At 67.9% G+C, this 18,885-nt stretch carries 21 protein-coding genes and 2 pseudogenes; 7 read left to right on the forward strand and 16 right to left on the reverse strand.

Annotated elements, in window-relative coordinates:
- The first annotated feature begins 407 nt into the window (after positions 1–407).
- Positions 408–1,372 (forward strand): annotated as a pseudogene (locus tag FZ025_RS03280) (IS1595 family transposase).
- A 145-nt stretch (positions 1,373–1,517) separates the two neighbouring features.
- Here FZ025_RS03280 and FZ025_RS03285 read toward each other — a convergent pair.
- The 5 genes and pseudogenes from FZ025_RS03285 to FZ025_RS03305 form a co-directional block, all read right to left on the reverse strand.
- Positions 1,518–1,778: pseudogene (locus FZ025_RS03285) on the reverse strand (type IV pili twitching motility protein PilT); the annotation flags it as partial.
- 175 nt (positions 1,779–1,953) lie between these two features.
- Positions 1,954–2,259, reverse strand: coding sequence for a hypothetical protein (locus tag FZ025_RS03290; RefSeq protein ID WP_158185526.1), 306 nt, complete (start codon positions 2,257–2,259; stop codon positions 1,954–1,956).
- 9 nt (positions 2,260–2,268) lie between these two features.
- Positions 2,269–3,078: an RHS repeat domain-containing protein gene (locus FZ025_RS03295; protein WP_244292451.1), complete on the reverse strand. Its 810-nt coding sequence runs from the start codon at positions 3,076–3,078 to the stop codon at positions 2,269–2,271.
- Positions 3,079–3,141: 63 nt separating this feature from the next.
- Positions 3,142–4,272 carry a PilT/PilU family type 4a pilus ATPase gene (locus FZ025_RS03300; RefSeq protein WP_104557604.1) on the reverse strand — a complete coding sequence of 377 codons (1,131 nt, stop codon included), beginning with the start codon at positions 4,270–4,272 and terminating at the stop codon, positions 3,142–3,144.
- Between the two features lie 123 nt (positions 4,273–4,395).
- A complete protein-coding gene (locus tag FZ025_RS03305; protein ID WP_104557606.1) occupies positions 4,396–5,433 on the reverse strand; it encodes a type IV pilus twitching motility protein PilT in 1,038 nt (345 codons plus the stop codon).
- 88 nt (positions 5,434–5,521) lie between these two features.
- On the opposite strand from FZ025_RS03305, the gene FZ025_RS03310 reads away from it, so the two are divergent.
- The 3 genes from FZ025_RS03310 to FZ025_RS03320 are packed head-to-tail and all read left to right on the forward strand — an operon-like array spanning position 5,522 to position 7,592.
- Positions 5,522–6,220, forward strand: coding sequence for a YggS family pyridoxal phosphate-dependent enzyme (locus tag FZ025_RS03310; RefSeq protein ID WP_104557608.1), 699 nt, complete (start codon positions 5,522–5,524; stop codon positions 6,218–6,220).
- Positions 6,221–6,271: 51 nt separating this feature from the next.
- A complete protein-coding gene (proC, locus tag FZ025_RS03315) occupies positions 6,272–7,123 on the forward strand; it encodes a pyrroline-5-carboxylate reductase (RefSeq protein ID WP_104557610.1) in 852 nt (283 codons plus the stop codon).
- Between the two features lie 13 nt (positions 7,124–7,136).
- Positions 7,137–7,592, forward strand: a complete 456-nt coding sequence (locus tag FZ025_RS03320; RefSeq protein WP_104557612.1) for a DUF4426 domain-containing protein — start codon at positions 7,137–7,139, stop codon at positions 7,590–7,592.
- A 79-nt stretch (positions 7,593–7,671) separates the two neighbouring features.
- On the opposite strand, the gene soxR is transcribed toward FZ025_RS03320, so the two are convergent.
- Positions 7,672–8,109: a redox-sensitive transcriptional activator SoxR gene (gene soxR, locus FZ025_RS03325; RefSeq protein ID WP_104557614.1), complete on the reverse strand. Its 438-nt coding sequence runs from the start codon at positions 8,107–8,109 to the stop codon at positions 7,672–7,674.
- 101 nt (positions 8,110–8,210) lie between these two features.
- Here soxR and FZ025_RS03330 point away from each other — a divergent pair, with 101 nt between their 5' ends.
- Positions 8,211–9,629, forward strand: coding sequence for an MFS transporter (locus FZ025_RS03330; protein ID WP_425478380.1), 1,419 nt, complete (start codon positions 8,211–8,213; stop codon positions 9,627–9,629).
- A 154-nt stretch (positions 9,630–9,783) separates the two neighbouring features.
- Here FZ025_RS03330 and FZ025_RS03335 read toward each other — a convergent pair whose 3' ends face one another.
- From FZ025_RS03335 to pdxH, 10 genes are all read right to left on the reverse strand, one after another.
- Positions 9,784–10,950, reverse strand: coding sequence for a glutathionylspermidine synthase family protein (locus FZ025_RS03335; RefSeq protein WP_046980722.1), 1,167 nt, complete (start codon positions 10,948–10,950; stop codon positions 9,784–9,786).
- A gap of 1 nt (position 10,951) precedes the next feature.
- The gene (locus FZ025_RS03340; RefSeq protein ID WP_046980721.1) at positions 10,952–11,521 is read right to left on the reverse strand and encodes a DUF1190 domain-containing protein; all 570 of its coding nucleotides are present in this window, start codon (positions 11,519–11,521) and stop codon (positions 10,952–10,954) included.
- Between the two features lie 12 nt (positions 11,522–11,533).
- Complete coding sequence (locus FZ025_RS03345; RefSeq protein WP_046980720.1) at positions 11,534–11,938, reverse strand: DUF350 domain-containing protein; 405 nt, start codon at positions 11,936–11,938, stop codon at positions 11,534–11,536.
- A 67-nt stretch (positions 11,939–12,005) separates the two neighbouring features.
- Positions 12,006–12,677 (reverse strand): YjfK family protein, encoded by a 672-nt coding sequence (locus FZ025_RS03350; protein WP_046980719.1) that lies wholly within the window; start codon positions 12,675–12,677, stop codon positions 12,006–12,008.
- The gene (locus FZ025_RS03355) at positions 12,674–13,708 is read right to left on the reverse strand and encodes a potassium channel family protein (RefSeq protein ID WP_244292452.1); all 1,035 of its coding nucleotides are present in this window, start codon (positions 13,706–13,708) and stop codon (positions 12,674–12,676) included. Before FZ025_RS03355 ends, FZ025_RS03350 begins: the two co-directional genes overlap by 4 nt.
- Positions 13,709–13,799: 91 nt before the next feature.
- Entirely contained in the window at positions 13,800–14,591 is a 792-nt protein-coding gene (locus tag FZ025_RS03360) for a PspA/IM30 family protein (RefSeq protein ID WP_046980718.1), read from the reverse strand.
- Positions 14,592–14,601: 10 nt separating this feature from the next.
- Positions 14,602–15,018: a YjfI family protein gene (locus FZ025_RS03365; RefSeq protein ID WP_046980717.1), complete on the reverse strand. Its 417-nt coding sequence runs from the start codon at positions 15,016–15,018 to the stop codon at positions 14,602–14,604.
- A gap of 164 nt (positions 15,019–15,182) precedes the next feature.
- A complete protein-coding gene (locus tag FZ025_RS03370; RefSeq protein WP_046980716.1) occupies positions 15,183–15,971 on the reverse strand; it encodes an ABC transporter substrate-binding protein in 789 nt (262 codons plus the stop codon).
- A 1-nt stretch (position 15,972) separates the two neighbouring features.
- A complete protein-coding gene (aac(6'), locus tag FZ025_RS03375; protein ID WP_046980715.1) occupies positions 15,973–16,425 on the reverse strand; it encodes an aminoglycoside 6'-N-acetyltransferase in 453 nt (150 codons plus the stop codon).
- The gene (gene pdxH / locus FZ025_RS03380) at positions 16,422–17,021 is read right to left on the reverse strand and encodes a pyridoxamine 5'-phosphate oxidase (RefSeq protein WP_046980714.1); all 600 of its coding nucleotides are present in this window, start codon (positions 17,019–17,021) and stop codon (positions 16,422–16,424) included. The genes aac(6') and pdxH overlap by 4 nt, the downstream gene beginning before the upstream one ends.
- A gap of 136 nt (positions 17,022–17,157) precedes the next feature.
- Between pdxH and FZ025_RS03385 the strand changes: the two genes are divergently transcribed.
- Positions 17,158–17,700, forward strand: coding sequence for a shikimate kinase (locus tag FZ025_RS03385; protein WP_046980713.1), 543 nt, complete (start codon positions 17,158–17,160; stop codon positions 17,698–17,700).
- Positions 17,697–18,824: a 3-dehydroquinate synthase gene (aroB, locus tag FZ025_RS03390; protein ID WP_046980712.1), complete on the forward strand. Its 1,128-nt coding sequence runs from the start codon at positions 17,697–17,699 to the stop codon at positions 18,822–18,824. Before FZ025_RS03385 ends, aroB begins: the two co-directional genes overlap by 4 nt.
- Positions 18,825–18,885: the final 61 nt, after the last annotated feature.

Here is an 18,885-nt window from a genome sequence, read left to right on the forward strand (position 1 = left end):
ACCACATGCACTTGCTCGCCGCGCCGCCGAAGGCTGGAAGAATCGGACAAATGATGCAGCGACTCGACCGCGGGTCCAGTTTCCCGGTCAATCTTGTTCAACGTGAACGCTCAGTATTGAAACCGCATCCATGATGGGTCGGATTGAGTATGGATGTAGCGGAGCAGTCCAGCGCATATCGCACCTCGCTCGATAAAGTCTTCAAAAACGGGCTACTCGCCGACATCAGCATTCACCGTTGCGCATGTCGCCCGAGGACCAGCAGGTCATCCACTCCCATGCTCGAAGGCATGATACCCAAACACGATGCACGGCGGTTCCTGATTAGCCCTGACCCTCAGCCGATAGTCGCAGGATCTGCGCCGTGCTGGGAGGCTGGCGCCACCTGAAGCCGACGAGGTGGCGCGATGAGCATCAACGCCGTGCAGTTCCAGCCTGGATTGTCGATGTCCGAGTTCATCGCATGCTACGGCACCGAGGCCAAGTGCCATCGCGCCTTGTACAAGTGGCGGTGGCCGCAGGGTTTCCGTTGCCCGTCCTGTGCAGGAAGGGCCCGGTCGCGTTTCAAGCACAGCGTGGCGATCTACCACCAGTGCTGCGCCTGCCGCCATCAGACCACGTTGATGGCCGGTACGATGTTCGAAGGGACCAAGCTGCCACTGCGCACGTGGATGCTGGCCTTGCATCTGTTGACAGCGACAAAGACCAATTTGGCGGCGTTGGAGTTGATGCGCCATTTGGGCGTCAACTACAAGACCGCCTGGCGGATGAAGCACAAGATCATGCAGGCCATGGCCGAGCGCGAAGCCCCGCGCACACTCAGCGGGTTCGTGCAGATCGACGATGCGTACCTGGGCGGCGAGCGCAACGGTGGCAAGGCCGGACGCGGATCGGAGAACAAACAGCCGTTCCTGATTGCCGTGCAGACCGATGCGACCTTCGCTGCGCCGAGCGTTGCGGTCATCGAGCCGGTGCGCAGTTTCGATAACGCATCGCTGTGCGACTGGACCGCGCGTCGCCTGGCGCCGGAGTGCGAGGTCTACACCGCGATGGGCTGGCCTGCTTTCGCCGCCTGGAAGAGGCCGGGCACGCGCACACGACGCTGGACACCGGCGGAGGGCGTGCGGCCACCGAAACGCCTGGCGCGCGCTGGGTCAACGTGGTGCTGGGCAACCTCAAACGCGCCATCAGCGGCGTGTATCACGCCATCGCGCAAGGCAACTACGCAAGGCGCTATCTGGCCGAAGCCGCCTACCGCTTCAATCGCCGATTCCGCTTGCGCCAGATGCTGCCGCGACTTGCCACCGCCATGATGCGCTGCAAGCCTTGCCCAGAGACGGTTCTGCGCGCGGCAAGCAATTTTCATGGCTGAGGGTCAGGGCTAATCAGGTGACGGTTTGCGCCTCAACCAAGCTACTTAGAAGTAGCAACCCAAGGCATAAAAAGATTTTCATACACAACCTATCCATAATGCGCCGTGTCTTTTTGTAGTACGTTTTGCCGCCAATAGTGAGCGCTCAGCGCACCTCCGCGATTTCCACCCCGTCCATGCCCTGCGCCAGGGTCTTGGCGTCGCCGCCCTGGGCGAGCTTGATGCGCAGGCGCACTTCGTTCTGCGAGTCGGCGTGGCGCAGCGCGTCCTCGTAGCTGATCTCGCCGGCCTGGTACAGCTCGAACAGGCTCTGGTCGAAGGTCTTCATGCCCAGGTTGGTGGACTCCTTCATCGCGTCCTTGAGCCTGCGGATCTCGCCTTCGCGGATGTAGTCCTGCACCAGAACACTGTTGCAAACCAGAATTGAATTCGCCCAAGCACTAAGGATTGTCTGAATCAACCCACTTGCGCGACACTTAACCTATTGATTTTACTGAGCTGCAAGGCGGCGATGCATGGGTTAATCAGACATCTCCCAAGTTAAAATTAAAATAACCAGCTCTTCGAAAGAGAAAGTGAAGTTACCCACTATTTATTTTTAATATATTAATTATTTCAGCTGCGCGCGCCGCATTTTGGTAATAGTTAATCTCAGGACTCGACAGTTCAAAAATAATATTCGGCAGAAATTCATCAGATTCAAACTCGACATCTTCATTGGCATCCAAGAACTCGGCCCATTCCGCAACTTCATTTGCGCCGATAACACCACTAAGAAATGCATCCAAAATTTCTACAACTGCAGCATGCGTGACTACAAAAATCCCTCCCCCTCCCTCATTAGCAGCCAAGATATCAGAGCGTAACTTGTCAATAGAAAAATTCATTGCACTCATCTACTTAAGCTTATCTTTCACATGAATACTATACCCTTTTGGATCATAAGTGGTTTTCGTAGCTGCTGTAGTTTTTCCTGAGCTATCGACAGTCTTCTCGTACACAGCTTTTGACCCAGCCACCCTGCCGGGAACCTCATTCTTAAAGGTAACTGTACCATCTTTACTGTGTGACACTTCGACATTCCTATTTTCTTTCGAAAATTTCTTCTCGAACCTGGCAAGGTTTTTCGCTTGGTCGCCTGTCAGTTTAGGCTGCTCAACCACATTTCGCGTAATAACACGAAGCCCCAATGCCAATTCGGGCCCAACCAAAGGAGTTATCGCCACCAATGCTGCAGTTGCTGGCACAGCAACAGCCTCAAATGGCACTCGCTCATCAGGCGTCCAACTTCCGTACGAATCACCAAATCTTTCAGCAGCCATTTCCTGCCGGCCATCTGGATCGGTAAATCGATAGGGATTGTTTGCGGCGTATCTGTATCGATTGAAGTTGCCACCCGTGTTACCGTCAGCTAGCACAGGATCAACCGACAAAAATCTCTCTATACTTGAATCGTAATAACGCTGCTGCATGTACGTCAGCCCAGTCGCCGCATCCTGCACATGCCCTGTATAACCAGGTCCATCCTGAACAACAGGACTCGACTGTGCTCCATAAGGTTCGTATTCACGACGCTCGATGATATTGGCATTCGCATCGGTGACCGCCACTATCGAACCCAAGGCATCGGTGTGGATGTATTTGACGGTTTGCGCCTCAACCAAGCTACTTAGAAGTAGCAACCCAAGGCATAAAAAGATTTTCATACACAACCTATCCATAATGCGCCGTGTCTTTTTGTAGTACGTTTTGCCGCCAATAGTGAGCGCTCAGCGCACCTCCGCGATTTCCACCCCGTCCATGCCCTGCGCCAGGGTCTTGGCGTCGCCGCCCTGGGCGAGCTTGATGCGCAGGCGCACTTCGTTCTGCGAGTCGGCGTGGCGCAGCGCGTCCTCGTAGCTGATCTCGCCGGCCTGGTACAGCTCGAACAGGCTCTGGTCGAAGGTCTTCATGCCCAGGTTGGTGGACTCCTTCATCACGTCCTTGAGCTTGTGGATCTCGCCCTCGCGGATGTAGTCCTGCACCAGCGGAGTGCCGAGCATGATCTCCATCGCCACGCGCCGGCCCTTGCCGTCGGGGGTCGGGATCAGCTGCTGCGCGACCACGCCGCGCAGGTTCAGCGACAGGTCCATCAGCAGCTGGCTGCGGCGGTCCTCGGGGAAGAAGTTGATGACGCGGTCCATCGCCTGGTTGGCGTTGTTGGCGTGCAGGGTGCACAGCACCAGGTGGCCGGTTTCGGCAAAGGAGATCGCGTGGTCCATGCCTTCGCGGGTACGCACCTCGCCGATCATGATCACGTCCGGCGCCTGGCGCAGGGTGTTCTTCAGCGCGTTCTCCCAGCTGTCGGTGTCGATGCCGACCTCGCGCTGGGTGATGATGCAGCCCTCGTGCTTGTGCACGAATTCGATCGGATCCTCGATGGTGATGATGTGGCCGGTGGAATTCTGGTTGCGGTAGCCGATCATCGCCGCCAGCGAGGTCGACTTGCCGGTGCCGGTGGCGCCGACGAAGAGGATGATGCCGCGCTTGGTCATCGCCAGGGTCTTGATCACCGGCGGCAGGTTCAGCTCATCGACGCTGGGAATGCGCGTCTCGATCCGGCGCAGCACCATGCCGACCTGGTTGCGCTGGTAGAAGCAGCTGACGCGGAAGCGCCCGACCCCGGCCACGCCGATGGCGAAGTTGCACTCGTGGGTCTTCTCGAACTCCTCGCGCTGCGCCGGGGTCATCACGTTCAGCACCAGGTCGCGGCTCTGCTGCGCGGTCAGCGGCGTCTGCGTGATCGGGGCGATCTTGCCGTGCACCTTGATCGCCGGCGGCATGCCCGAGGTGATGAACAGATCCGACGCCTTCTGGTGCGCCATCAGTTTCAGGAACGAGGTGAAGTCGATGGTGCTCATGGCGTGCTCCTTCGGAGCCGGGAATCGGGAATGGAGAATCGGGAATCGCAACAGCGGGTTTCCGGGAGCGGAAGGGACGAGGCTGCTTTTCCCCATTCCCGATTCCCCACTCCCGATTCCCGGCTACTCGAACACACGCTTGTCCTTGGCGTACTCGCGCGCCTGGTTGCGGGTGATCAGGCTGCGCTTGACCAGGTCCTGCAGGTGCTGGTCCAGGGTCTGCATGCCGTTCTGCTGGCCGGTCTGGATCGCCGAGTACATCTGCGCCACCTTGTCCTCGCGGATCAGGTTGCGGATCGCCGGGGTGCCGACCATGATCTCCCACGCAGCGGTGCGGCCGCCGCCGACCTTCTTCAGCAGCGCCTGCGAGATCACCGCGCGCAGCGATTCGGACAGCATCGAGCGCACCATCGGCTTCTCGCCGGCCGGGAACACGTCGATGATGCGGTCGATGGTCTTGGCCGCCGAGCTGGTGTGCAGGGTGCCGAATACCAGGTGGCCGGTTTCCGCGGCGGTCAGCGCCAGGCGGATGGTTTCCAGGTCGCGCAACTCGCCGACCAGGATGATGTCCGGGTCTTCGCGCAGCGCCGAGCGCAGCGCCTCGTTGAAGCCGTGCGTGTCGCGGTGCACTTCGCGCTGGTTGATCAGGCACTTCTGCGAGGTGTGCACGAACTCGATCGGATCCTCGACGGTGAGGATGTGGCCGTATTCGTTCTTGTTGATGTAGTCGATCATGCCGGCGAGCGTGGTCGACTTGCCCGAGCCGGTCGGCCCGGTGACCAGGATCAGGCCCTGCGGCTGGTCGATCAGCTGGCGGAAGATCGGCGGGCAGCCGAGGTCTTCCAGGGTCAGCACTTCGGACGGAATGGTGCGGAACACCGCACCGGCGCCGCGGTTCTGGTTGAATGCGTTGACGCGGAAGCGCGCCAGGCTGGGAATTTCGAAGGAGAAGTCGACTTCGAGGAACTCTTCGTAGTCGCGACGCTGCTTGTCCGACATGATGTCGTACACCAGCGCATGCACCTGCTTGTGGTCCAGCGCCGGGATGTTGATGCGGCGCACGTCGCCATCGACCCGGATCATCGGCGGCAGGCCGGCGGACAGGTGCAGGTCGGAGGCCTTGTTCTTGACCGAGAACGCCAATAGTTCAGCGATATCCATACGCTGCTTTTCCCCCTGGGCTGCGACTGGAAGGATGATTCCCCGGGCGGCAGTATAGCGCCCTTCCCCGTTGCCAGAAGCGCCGCCCATGCCCCTCTCTCCCCTGCAGCAGATCCGCCTGGACATGGACCGCGCCGCGGCCTGCGCGCAGCGCCCGCCGGCGTGCCTGCTGGCCGTGTGCAAGACCCAGCCGGCCGCGGCGATCGCGGCGCTGGCCGCGCAGGGACAACGCGCGTTCGGCGAGAACTACGTGCAGGAGGCGGCGGGCAAGATCGCCGAGCTGTCAGCGCTGGACCTGGAATGGCATCTGATCGGCCACCTGCAGTCGAACAAGGCCGAGCAGGCAGCGCAGCTGTTCGACTGGGTGCAGACGCTGGACCGGACCAAGCTGGTCGCCGCCCTGGCCAAGTACCGCCCCGCATCGCGGCCGCCGCTGAATGTGCTGATCCAGGTCAACATCGACGACGAGGCCAGCAAGCACGGCTGCGCCCCCGCCGAGGTGGATGCGCTGGCCGCGGCCATCGCCGCGCAACCGGCATTGGCGCTGCGCGGGCTGATGGCCATTCCCGCGCCATGGCCCGAAGCGGAGCGCCGCGGCGCCGCCTTCGCGCGCATGCGCACGCTGTTCGAGCGGCTGCACGCCGCGCATCCGCAGGCCGATACGCTGTCGATGGGCATGAGCGGTGATTTCGCCGACGCCATCGCCGCGGGCGCGACGATGGTGCGGGTGGGCACGGCGTTGTTCGGGACTCGGGACTCGGTAAAAGCGGGCGTCGGGCGTCCATAGCGCGCGCAGTTGCTATCTTTCGTTTCCCATCCCTCGCAACCGCCAGCTGCCATGACCTCCCCGAGTCCCGCGTCCCGAGCCCCGAGTCCCGAGTCCATCGCCTTCATCGGCGGCGGCAACATGGCACGCAGCCTGATCGCCGGACTGGTCCGCCAGGGCATCGCAGCGGACACGATCCGCGTCGCCGAGCCGGTGCCGGCACTGCGCGAGACGCTGATCGAGGACTACGGCGTGCATGCCGTCGCCGCGGCGGCCGAGGCGGCCGACGGCGCGCCGCTGTGGGTGTTCGCGGTCAAGCCGCAGGTGCTGCGCAGCGTGTGCGGCGAACTGAGCGCGCTGGCCCAGGCGCAGCGGCCGCTGCTGCTGTCCATCGCCGCCGGCATCACCGCGCGCCAGCTGGACCGCTGGCTGGGCGGCGCGCAGGCGGTGGTGCGGGCGATGCCGAACACGCCGGCGTTGCTCGGCGCCGGGGTCACCGGCCTGTTCGCCAACGCGCAGACCAGCGCCGCGCACAAGCGCCAGGCCGAACAGCTGCTGGCCGCCGCCGGGGTCACCGTGTGGGTCGCGGACGAGGCGCTGATCGATGCGGTCACCGCGGTCTCCGGCAGCGGCCCGGCGTATGTGTTCCTGCTCGCCGAAGCGATGGAAGCGGCGGGCGTCGCGCAAGGCCTGCCGGCCGCCGCGGCGCGCACGCTGGTGCTGCAGACCGTGCTCGGCGCGGCGCGCATGCTCACCGAATCCGGCGAGGCGCCGAGCGAGCTGCGGCGGCGGGTGACCTCGCCCAACGGCACCACCCAGGCCGCGATCGAGACCTTCCAGGCCGGCGGCTTCGAAGCACTGACCGCCACCGCCATCGCCGCCGCCGCCGCGCGCGGCCGCGCACTGTCCGCCGCCAACGACTGACCCGGAGCCGCCGATGCGCCGCCTGCCCGTTGCCGTACTGCTCTGCTTCGCCCTGGCCGCGTGCTCGGCGCAGGAAACGCCAAGCCCGGCCGCACCGATGGCGCCCGCAGCGGTGCAGGCCGACTTCGGCGCGCTGCGCGTGCACTACAACGCGCTGCCGACGCTGGCGATAAGCGATGCCGCCGCGCGCCGCTACGGCATCGCGCGCGACGCCGAGACCGCGTTGGTGGTGATCGCGCTACGCCGCGTGCAGGACGGCGAAGAACTCCCGGCCAGCGGCCAGGTCAGCGCCGTCGCGGCCGACCTGAGCGGCCGCCGGCAGCCCATCGTCTTGCGCGACGCGGTCACCGACGCCTATACCGACTATGTCGGCACGGTGCGCATCAGCGCGCACGACCAGCTGAATTTCCAGGTGGACGTGCGCGGCGCCGACGGCGCGGGCACGCTGCGCTTCGCCCGCACGTTCTAGCGCGGCGTCGTTTCCGGCTTGCCGCCGCCCCCTGTAGGAGCGTCCCTGCGCGTCTTCCTGCCGCGCACACGCCTGCCGCTCAGGGCGCTGTCCAGCGCTGCGGCCCATCGCCGTGCGCGCCCAGTGCATCGGCAGGATTGCTCAAGCGGCAGCGGCGCAGCGACAGGCAGCCGCAGCCGATGCAGTCGGTGAGCTGGTGGCGCAACTGGGTCAGCTGCCCGATGCGCGCGTCCAGTTCCTGGCGCCAGGCCGCCGACATCCGCGCCCACTCCGCGCGCGTGGGCGTGCGCGCATCGGGCAGCTGCGCGAAGGCGGCCTTGATGCTCTCCAGCGGCACGCCGACGCGCTGCGCGACGCGGATCACCGCCAGCCGGCGCAGCACGTCGCGCGCATAGCGGCGCTGGTTGCCGGCGGTGCGCAGACTGTGGATCAGGCCCTTCTTCTCGTAGAAGTGCAGCGCCGAAACCGCCACGCCGCTGCGTTCGGCGACCTGCCCCACGCTCAGTTCCGCATGCATCGCTTGACCTCGAGTCCGGTTGAGGTTGCATGCTGCGCGTCCATCGCCTGCCGCGCAACACCGCGCCATGGCGCGCACATGCCTGCCATGAGGTTGCACCGATGAGCCATCACGCTTCACCCGCCGGCAACCGCCGCAACGGCATGCTGCCGGCGATGGCAGCCGCCCGCACCGCTACCGCCACTGCCGATTCGGTCCTTTCGCCGCGCTATCGCGCGACCACGCTGGGCATGGTCGCGCTGGTCTCGCTGATCGCGTTCGAGGCGCTGGCGGTGGCCGCGGCGATGCCGACCGTGGCGCGCGAACTGGACGGCCTGCGCCTGTACGCGCTGGCGTTCGGCGGCACCCTGGCGACCAGCGTGATCGGCATGACCGTGGCCGGGCGTTGCAGCGATGCGCGCGGCCCGGCGCTGCCGCTGTGGGCCGGGCTGGCCTGTTTCGTCTGCGGGCTGCTGCTGGCCGGGTTCGCCGGCGGCATGCCGATGCTGCTCGCCGGGCGCCTGGTGCAGGGCTTGGGCGCGGGCGCGATCTCGGTGGCGCTGTACGTGCTGGTCGCGCGGCTCTACCCGGAGGCGCTGCGCCCGCGCATCTTCGCCGCGTTCTCGGCCGGCTGGGTGGTGCCGTCGCTGATCGGCCCCGGCATCAGCGGCCTGATCGTCGAGCATGTCGGCTGGCGCTGGGTGTTCCTGGCGGTGCCGCTGCTGGCGCTGCCGGCCGCGCTGCTGTTGCGGCCGGCGTTGCGGCGCCTGCCCGCGCTGGCCGCGGCGCCGGCGCGCAGCGCCGCGCCGATCCTGTGGTCGGCAGGGGCGGCGGCCGGCATCTGCCTGCTGTACCTGGCCGGGCAGCAGCGCGGACTGTGGCTGCTGGCCGGCGTAGTGCCGGCACTGGGCGTGCTGCTGCTGTGCGCGTGGCGGCTGTTGCCGGACGGCACCTTGCGCGGCGCGCGCGGCCTGCCCAGCGTGATCGCCTTGCGCGGCGTGGCGGCGTCGGCGTTCTTCGGCTGCGAAGCGTTCCTGCCGTTGCTGCTGTCGCGCGAACGCGGCCTGTCGCCGACCTGGGCCGGGATCGCATTGAGCATCGGTGCGCTGGGCTGGTTCGCCGGCTCCTGGTACCAGGGCCACTACGGCCAGCGCGGCGCGCGCCTGCGCCGGCTGCGCAACGGCAGCGCGCTGATGCTGCTGGGCATCGCCGGCACCGCACTGGCCTTGCTGCCCAGCGTGCCGGCGCCGCTGGCGATGCTCGGCTGGGCCGCCACCGGCCTGGGCATGGGCCTGATCTATCCGACCCTGTCGGTGCTGACCCTGACCCTGTCGCCGCCGGCGCAGCAGGGCGCGAACAGTTCGGCGCTGCAGTTGAGCGAGGCGATCGCGGTGGCGACCACGCTGGCGGTCGGCGGCTCGCTGTTCGCGGCGCTGCTGGCGCAATCGCTGGTCGCCGCGTATCTGTCCACCTTCGCGGTGGCCGCGCTGCTGGCCTTGCTCGGCCTGGCGATCGCGGGCCGCACGCGCGGGCCGGAGTGAGAAGCGTCGAGGCTACATGCGTCGGCGCGCTGGAGGTGTGTGCGGACGCGATCCGATCGCAGCTTGCCACGGCGCGCAAGCGCACTTTTCTGCCGGCTATTTGGATCCTGCAGGAGGGCTGCATGTTTCGGTTCCCCGCAGACGAGAAAACCCGCTAACCGACGATCGCGTGCGGTACGAAGCGCGAGGTGTCGCGGGTGATGACCCCGGCGTCCTCGCGCAGACCCATGCCGGCGGCCTGGTCGGCGATCACCCAGCTGCCCACCAGCGGATAGTTGCCGTCGAACTGCGGCAGCGGATGGTAGGCCTGCACGATCGCCGGCCCGTCGGCATACGGGCCGGGCGACTGGATCAGTTCGCCCTGTGCGGTCAGCACGTCGATGTTCGCGCCTTCGCGCGAGAACAGCGGCTTGCGCACCCAGCCGGGCGCCAGCGCCTGGCCCGGCGTCTCGAAATGCGCTTCCAGCAGGTTCGGATGCCCAGGGTGGCGCTGCCACAGCAGCGGCAGGATGCCCTTGTTGCTGAGCACCGATTTCCAGGCCGGCTCCAGCAACTGCATCTTGTTCGACACCAGGTGCGGGCCGAACGCCTCGCGCATCATGAATTCCAGCGGATACAGCTTGAAGATGCTGCGGATCACCCGGTCCTCGGCGTCGGTGAACCAGCCTTCGGCGCTGATGCCGATGTCCTCGATCGCCACGTCCTCGGTGGCGATGCCCACCTGGTGCGCGCAGTCGCGCAGGTACTGCACGGTGGCGCGGTCCTCCACCGAGTCGCGCACCGCCGAGAAATGCATCGGCGTGACCAGGCGCCCGGACTGTACCAATGTCGCCAGCGCCTCGCACAGGTATTCCTGGATGCGGTTGTACTGGTCCGCAGCGGCCGGCAAGCGGCCGGCGGCGATCTGCTGCTCCAGCCACAGCCACTGGAAGTACGCCGATTCGTACAGCGAGGTGGGTGTGTCGTAGTTCAGTTCGTAGAGCTTGGCCGGGCCATCGCCGGCGTAGGCCAGGTCCATGCGTCCGTAAAGATGCGCGTCGCGGTTGCGCCACGAATCGCGCACCCAGTCCCAGTAGTGCGCGGGGATGCACAACCGGGTCAGCAGCGCTTCGGACTCGACCACCTCGCCGGCCAGCTGCATCGCCATGTCGTGCAGTGCCTGGGTTGGCGCCTCGATGTCGTCCTCGACCTGGCGCAGCGCGAAGGCGTAGTACGCGGTTTCGTCCCAGTAGGCTGCGCCGTCGATGGTGTGGAAATGGAAGCCGAGCTGCTCGGCCTGCGTGCGCCAGTCCGGGCGTTCGTCGATGCGGATGCGGCGCATGTCAGCCGCCGAAGCCGCTGCTGCGACCGCCGCCGAACGAGCTGCGCGCCGCGGCGCTGGAGCCGAAACCGGAGCGCGACACGGTGATGGCGCGGCTCGGCGGCGGCGGCAGGCCGGCATTGCCCTTCACCGTGCCGGTGTCGCGACCGGCCAGGTCGCCGTTGGACTTGTAGTAGCCGCCATCGCGGTAATCGCGGTACAGCGGCGCGGCGCCCATCAGCGTGCGCCCGCCGTAGCCGCCGCCCGCATTGCCCAGCGCGTAGCCGATCAGGAACCCGGCCATCGGCGGAATCCAGCTGACCTGCCCGCGCTCGTCGTTGAACGGCGTGCAGTTGCCGAACTGCTGGTTGCACTGCGACTGGTCCTGGAACCGCGGCGCGACCTTCCGATGCTCGAGCTGCGCCTTCTGGTAGGCGGCCTTGCACTCCTCGACGCTGACTTCCTTCTGTACGCTGCACTGGTCCGGCGAGGCCAGCACCTCGCCGGTGGGCGGACCGGAATCGCACCCGATCAGCGGCACCGACAGGGTCGCCGCCATCAGGCTCAGTTTGAGATTGGTGGATCGCTTCATCTGCGCGCTCCCTTACGGCGTGATCGCGGCGGCGTTGATCAGGCCCACGGCGATCGAAACGCCCGCGGAAAAGAGGCCGGCGGCGACGACGTTGTCGGTGATCTGATGCGAGATGCGGCCGGTGACCAGGCGCGCCAGCAGGTAGGCGACCACCTGGATCGCGGCGGCCACCGCGCCCCAGATCAGCGCGTCGAGCAGGCTGACCGAGTAGCTGATCGCCGCATGCAGCGGCAGCGCGACGCCGATCAGGGTGCCGCTCATCGCGGTCGCCGCGGCGGCGTTGCCGTTGCGGATCAGGGTGAAGTCGCGGTGCGGGGTGATCAGCGCGACCACCACCACCGCGGCGATCAGCACGCCCAGGCCGACGCCGACGTAGGACAGGAACGCGATGAAACTGTGGAGCGTGATGGCATGCATGCGAAAACCTCGGCAATGGCGAAGGAAGCGAAACCGGTGCCGCGCCGTGCGGCGCAGCGCTGGCGGGTCAGGTGATGTCCAGATCGGCGATGCTCAGGTCCACGCCGACCGCATAGGTGATGCAGAACTCGTTCGGGCCCGAATCCTCGCCGGTGACCAGCAGGAACTCGTCCTTGTCCAGTTCCGGCACCGGGCGGCTGTACAGCATGGCGTAGTGGGTCAGGTCGCCGTCGCGCCGCGGCGGCGTGTGTCGGTACAGCGTCTCGTCGTAGGCGATGGCGGGGATGCGCCCGCCCTGCTCGGTGGACTGGGTGCTGCGCGACCAGCGCCGGCCGGCGTATTCGATGCTCGGCGCGCCCAGGTGGTCGTTGTGCAGCACGAACTGCTGGAACGCGTCCTTGGTCGGCGGATTGAGCGTCTCCACGAACACGAAACCCTTCATCGCCTCGATGTCGCCGGCGCAGGTGCTGACCTGGATGTAGGCGTCGTCGTCGACGTAGAAACGGTGCAGCGCGTAGCCGTCGCCCAGGTCGATGTAGCCGTAGCAGGGAATGCCCTGGTAGCCGCCGGGCAGTTCCGCGGTCATCGCGCCCGGCGCGGCGCGGAACATCGTGGTGTCGAACTGCACCTGGCCGCCGATGCGCAGGCCCAGCGGCAGCGCGTGCGCGATCTCGCCGTTGCCCGCAGGCGACGCCGCCGCGGCGGGCTTGCTGCCGAACAGTTTTCCGAGCAGGCTCACGCGCGCGACTCCGCATAGGCAGTGGATGGGGCGGCGGCGTGCGCTGGCGCCGGCAGCGCCGCGTCGGCCCAGGCGATCGCGGCGCTGTCCACGCGCCGCTCAGCCAGGTAGTACAGCATCGTACCCGGCGCGAGCACGCTGTCCGGCGCCGGATTCAGGCGCGGCACCGCGGCGGCGTCGCGATGCCCCGGCAGCAGCGCGCCGCGGGCCCGGAACGCATCGCCGACGCGGCCGTAATGCAACGCGGCCGATTCGGCCGGCACGGTCGGACTGAACTGGGTCGGCCCGCTGCCGGCCGACAGCAGGTCCGCGGTGAGCGCGGCGCTGCCCGGATCCTGCGCGGCGCGGGCGATGATCTCCGCGCTCAGCGGCCGCGTGCATTCGACCTGCGGAGAATGGCGGCGGACCAGCTCGGCGCTGCGCGCCGAGTCGAAATGCGCCACCACGTGCGCCTGCGGGCGGTTGGCCATCGCCCCGAACACCGCCGCCAGGGTCTGGTCGTCGGACGGCGGATTGACGATCACCCGCGCGGCGCCGGCGATGCCGGCGCGCTGGCAGCCGTCGGCCAGGGTGTACGAATCGACCGCGACGAAGCGCATATGGTCCGGCAACGGATTCTCCGCCAGCCCTTCGGCGACCAGCACCAGGCCTTCGTCGTCGGTGGCGGTGTCGGACAGCAGCAGTTCGACCAGGCGCACCGACTCGGGCCCGCGCCAACCGACCAGCAGCGTATGTCCGCGAAGATGCGCATAGGACATCTTGCCCATTTGGTGGCGCCTCCAGAAGGTGATCAGCGATGCGCTGGTCTTGGCCAGGATGGTGGCGAACAGCGCCACCGAGCCGGGCATCTGCCAGAACGCGACGATGTAGCGGCCGGCCACCGTGCCCGGCGACAGGTCGCCGTAGCCGATCGTGGTGGCGGTGGTCATGTAGTAGTACGGGAACGCGTCCAGGCCGACCAGCGTGTGCTCGCCGGCCAGCGCCAGCAGCCCCCAGGTCGCCAGCCAGTGGCCCAGGAACAGCAGCACCACCGCACCCCAGCTGACCTACCGCACATGGCGCCGCACTATCTGGAAGAAGCGACCGAGCAGCAGCATGGCGCGTCCTGTGCCGTGGGTGGGGTCAGCTGCCGGCGTCGCGCCGCACACCGACCTCGTGCACGTCGCTGAGGGTGCCGGTGGCCGGTGTCGGCGGCGCCAGCGCGGCCGGCGCGCTGTCCGCGCTCAGCTGCAGCGGCTTCTTGAACCGCGCCAGCACCGAGGCCGCGTCGGCGTCGCCGGACAGCAGGCCGGCCGCGGCCAGGCGCTTGTTCAGATCGCCGTCGCCGGTGCTGCTTTCCAGCTCCTCGGCCGATTCGATCCGCGCCGCCGATTCGGCCTGGCGCGCCTTGATCCGGTCCAGCGATTCCAGCGCCGAACCCATGCGGCTGTTGGCGCCGGCGTGGCGCGCGGCGATGGTGGCCTGCGCGCGCTGCACCGCATCGGTGGCCTTGACCGTATCGATCTGCTGGCGCATGCCGCGCAGCTGGCCTTCGGCCTTCTGGATCGCCGCCTTCAGCGACACGATCGACTGGTCCAGCTGCCCCTTGGTGGTCTGCTCGGCCTTGTCCTCGGTCTCCAGCGCCGCCAGCTTGGCCGCCACGTCGTGCGCCAGCGCCTCGTCGCCCTTGGCCAGCGCGCCTTCGATGTAGCGCACGTACTCGGCCATCTTGGCGTTGCGCGCGTCGATCTTCTGCTGGGTCAGCTTGCTCTGCGCCATCAGCTTGGTCAGCTCTTCGCGCGAGCGGGTCAGTTCGGCACCGGCGTCGCGCACTTCCTGGTCGAGGATGCGCAACGCGTTGGCGTCCACGGCCTTCTGCCCCACTTCATGGGCGGTGCCGCGGAACAGGGTCAGCAGTTTGGAGAATATGCTCACGGGAAACGCCTCAGGCAAAGAACGGCTTCAGGGATTCGGCGGCGTCCAGGGTATTGGCCGCCAGCACTTGGATTTCTTCGTCGACTTCGTCGATCGACGAGGACGCCGACAGTTCGCCGAAGATGATGTAGGTGTCCTTGCCCGCGTGCTGGATCAGCCCGAGGTTGGACAGGGGGTTGAGCGGGTTCAGGCGCAGGCACGCATCGTTGAGGCCGTGGCGGTCGGCGACCTGATCGGCCGGCGCCAGCACCGTGGACACGAAGATCTGCGAACCGGACGCGGCCACCTGGATCTCCATGGCGCCGTAGTCGTGCAGGGTCAGGTTGATCGCCGGCTCGGCGCCTTCGAACAGCTCGATCTCGATCGGCGCATCGCGGTAGCGCTCGGCCAGCAGGCCGTACAGTGCGGTGGTGGTCAACGGGGACATGCAGACTCCTGGTCCTTAGAACTCGGCAGAGGCGGCGCGGGCCGCGAGGCGCTATGGTACAGATTGGGCGTTAAGCTCGACAGCGGCGGGGAGCCGGAGATTGGGGATTGGGATTCGTTAAAGCATCTGCATTGCTGTAGCCGCGCCGATGAATGCGCGCAGGGTCAGCGCCGCGCCCAGGCCTGCACGATCGCCGCGATCGCACGCACGCCGTCGGTCAGCGCGGCCGGGCCGGGCTGCAGGATCAGCGGCGACTTGATCTCGAACAGCTGGCCATCGCGCACCGCCGGGATCGCCGCCCAGCCCGGCCGCGCGGCCACGCGCTCGGGGCGGAAGCGCTTGCCGCACCACGAGCCGAGGATGATGTCCGGCGCGCGCCGCACCACTTCGTCGCCGTTGGCCAGGATCCGCGCCTTGGCCAGCGGTTCGGCCGACAGCTCCGGGAACACGTCGTCGCCGCCGGCGATGCGCACCAGCTCGGCGACCCAGCGGATGCCGGTGATGATCGGCTCGTCCCATTCCTCGAAATACACCTGCGGCCGCCGCGGCAGCGCCGCCGCCTGCGCGGCGATCACGGCCAAGCCGCGCTGCAGTGCGTCGGCATAGGCCTGCGCGCGCGCGCCGGCGCCGACCAGCGCACCGAGCCGGCGGACGTAGTCGAGGATGCCGTCGACGCTGCGGTGGTTGGCGATCCACACCTCCACCCCGTTGCGCACCAGCTCGGCGGCGATCTCGGCCTGGATGTCGGAGAAGCCGATCGCCAGGTCCGGCTGCAGCGCGAGGATCGCGTCGATCCTGGCGCTGGTGAAGGCGCTGACCTTGGGCTTGTCGCGGCGCGCCTGCGCAGGCCGCACGGTGAAGCCGCTGATGCCGACGATGCGCGCCTGCTCGCCGAGCGCGTACAGCGTCTCGGTGGGTTCCTCGGTCAGGCAGACGATGCGCTGCGGGCCCATCTCAGTCCGCCACCGGCATGCGGAAATACACCACGCGCTCGGTTTCCTCGAAGCCGCAGGCGTGGTGCGCGGCCTGCGCCGCGGCGTCGTCGAGCAGCGCATCGGAGGCCAGCTCGCTGCAGCCCTGCGCACGGGTCCAGTCCTGCACCTCGCGCAGCAACGCGCGGCCGACGCCGCGGCCGCGCCATTCCGGCGCCACGTACCAGCCTTCCAGGAAGCCCACCGGCGAACTGTCGGTGCCGTTGACGTAGTCCTGGCGCAGGGTGACGTCGGCGAAGCCGATCGCCTGGCCGTCGCCGGCGAAGGCCAGGAAATTGGCCGCGTCCTCGCGTTGCAGCGCTTCGGCGACGCCGCCGAAGGCATCGCTCTCGTCCGGCCACAGCGCCACCCGCAGCGCCGCCCAGGCGCGCAGGTCGGCAGCGGCGGCAGCGCGCACCGAGAAGCCATCGGTCACGGGAACAGCATCCGCTTGGACCAGTGCCCGGCGGCATCGGCGGCGTAGTGCCAGCGCTCGTGCAGGCGGTACTTGCCGCCGTACCAGAACTCGACGCTGCGCGGCACCACGCGGAACCCGCCCCAGCCGTCCGGGCGCGGCACCTCGCGGCCTTCGAAGCTGGCCTCGGCCTTGGCCACGCGCTGCTCGAACTCCTCGCGCGACTGCAGGGGGCGCGACTGCGCCGACGCCCACGCGCCGATCTGGCTCATGCGCGGGCGCGAGGCGAAGTAGGCATCGGCCTCGGCCGCGGCGACCAGCTGCACTGCGCCGTCGATGCGCACCTGCACGCCGTCCTCGCGCATGCGCCGCCACAGGAACAGCAGCGAGGCCTGCGGATTGGCCTGCAGCTCGCGGCCCTTCTGGCTGTCCAGGTGGGTGTAGAACACGAAGCCGCGCGCGTCGTAGGACTTCAGCAGCACCACCCGCGAGGACGGGCGCGCCTCCAGCGTGGCCGAGGCGACGACCATCGCGTTGTATTCGGCCTCGTCGCTGCTGCGCGCCTGCGCGAACAGGTCGGCGAACGTGGACAGGGCTTCGGCGTAGAGATCGGGCATGGCGGCAAGGCACTCGGCGGACGATCCCCCATTGTCGCGCCATGCACGGTGCGGCGCACGCGGCGCGGCACGCCCGGCCCACCCCGCAGGCACCGCGGCCGGCCTGCGCGCGCGGCGCGTCTGCTAGCATCGGCGGATGAATCCCGCCCCCAATCTCGTGCTGGTCGGCCCGATGGGAGCCGGCAAGAGCGTCATCGGCCGCCGCCTGGCCGAGCGCTTCAGCCTCGTCTTCGTCGACAGCGACCAGGCCATCGTCGAACGTACCGGCGCCAGCATCGCCTCGCTGTTCGAGCATGCCGGCGAAGCCGGCTTCCGCGAGCACGAACGCACCGTGCTGGAAAGCGTGCTCGGCACCCCCGGCCATCTCATTTCCACCGGCGGCGGCGCGGTGCTCGACGCCGACAGCCGCCGCGAGATGCGCGAACACGGCTTCGTGGTGTACCTGCGGGTCGGCGTGGCCTCGCAGCTGCAGCGCCTGCAGCGCGACCGCAGCCGCCCGCTGCTGCAGCGCAGCGACCGCGAACGGGCACTGCACGAGCTGCACGCAGTGCGCGAGCCGCTCTACCGCGAAGTCGCCGACCTGATCCTGGACACCGACCACCTCAATCCCGCCGAAGCCACTGCGCAGCTGGTCGTGCGCCTGGCCGCGTCGTGGAAGCTTCCGGAACCCATTGCATGAATGTTTCGTTGCGCACCGTCGAGGTCGACGGCGACCCGGCCTACACCATCCGCATCGGCCCCGGCCTGCTCGACGACGGCGCGCGCCTGGCCGCACACGTGCGCGGCCGCCACGTGCTGCTGCTCAGCGACAGCAATGTCGCCCCGCTGTATGCCGCGCAGCTGCGCAGCGCGTTGCTGGCCGCGCGCCCGGCGCTGACGATCGGCGAATGCGTGATCCCCGCCGGCGAGGCCTCCAAGACCCTGGACAGCTTCGCCGCGGCGATCGCCGCGCTGGCCGAACTCGGCGCCACCCGCGATGCCTGCGTGCTGGCGCTGGGCGGCGGCGTGGTCGGCGACCTGGCCGGCTTCGCCGCCGCGTGCTGGATGCGCGGGGTGGATTGCGTGCAGCTGCCGACCACGCTGCTGGCGATGGTCGACTCCTCGGTCGGCGGCAAGACCGCGGTGGACATCGCGCAGGGCAAGAACCTGGTCGGCGCATTCCATCCGCCGCGCGCGGTGCTGGCCGACACCGCCACGCTGCGCAGCCTGCCGCCGCGCGAGCTGCGCGCCGGCCTGGCCGAGGTGATCAAGTACGGCGCGATCCGCGACCCGCTGTTCTTCGAATGGCTGCACGCCGAACGCCGCGCGCTGCTGGACGCCGAGCCGGCCGCGCTGGCGCAGGCGATCGCGCGTAGCTGCGAGCACAAGGCCGAGATCGTGGCCCGCGACCCGCTGGAGAAGGGCGAGCGCGCCCTGCTCAACCTCGGCCACACCTTCGGCCACGCGATCGAGACCGAACAGGGCTACGGCGCGCCCGGCAACGCCAACCTCAACCACGGCGAAGCGGTGGCGGTGGGCATGGTGCTGGCCGCCGAACTATCGGCGCAGCTGGGCATGGCCAGCGCGCAGGACAGCGCGCGGTTGCGCGCGCTGCTGGCCGACTACGGCCTGCCCACCGCGCTGCCGGCCGGGCTGGCGCCGCCCGCGCTGCTGGCGCGGATGCGGCTGGACAAGAAGAACCTCGCCGGGCGCCTGCGGCTGGTGCTGTGGCGCGGCATCGGCCGCGCCGAGGTGGTGCCGGAGGTGGACGAGGCGGCGGTGCTGGCGCTGCTGGATGCCGCGGTTCGCGGCATCGCGGCGTAGCGGGCCGGCCACGATGCGGCGCCGCCGCGGGACCGGCGCAGCGGCACCGCCCAGGCCGCCT

Source organism: Xanthomonas hyacinthi, assembly GCF_009769165.1.
Classification (GTDB): Bacteria; Pseudomonadota; Gammaproteobacteria; order Xanthomonadales; family Xanthomonadaceae; genus Xanthomonas_A; species Xanthomonas_A hyacinthi.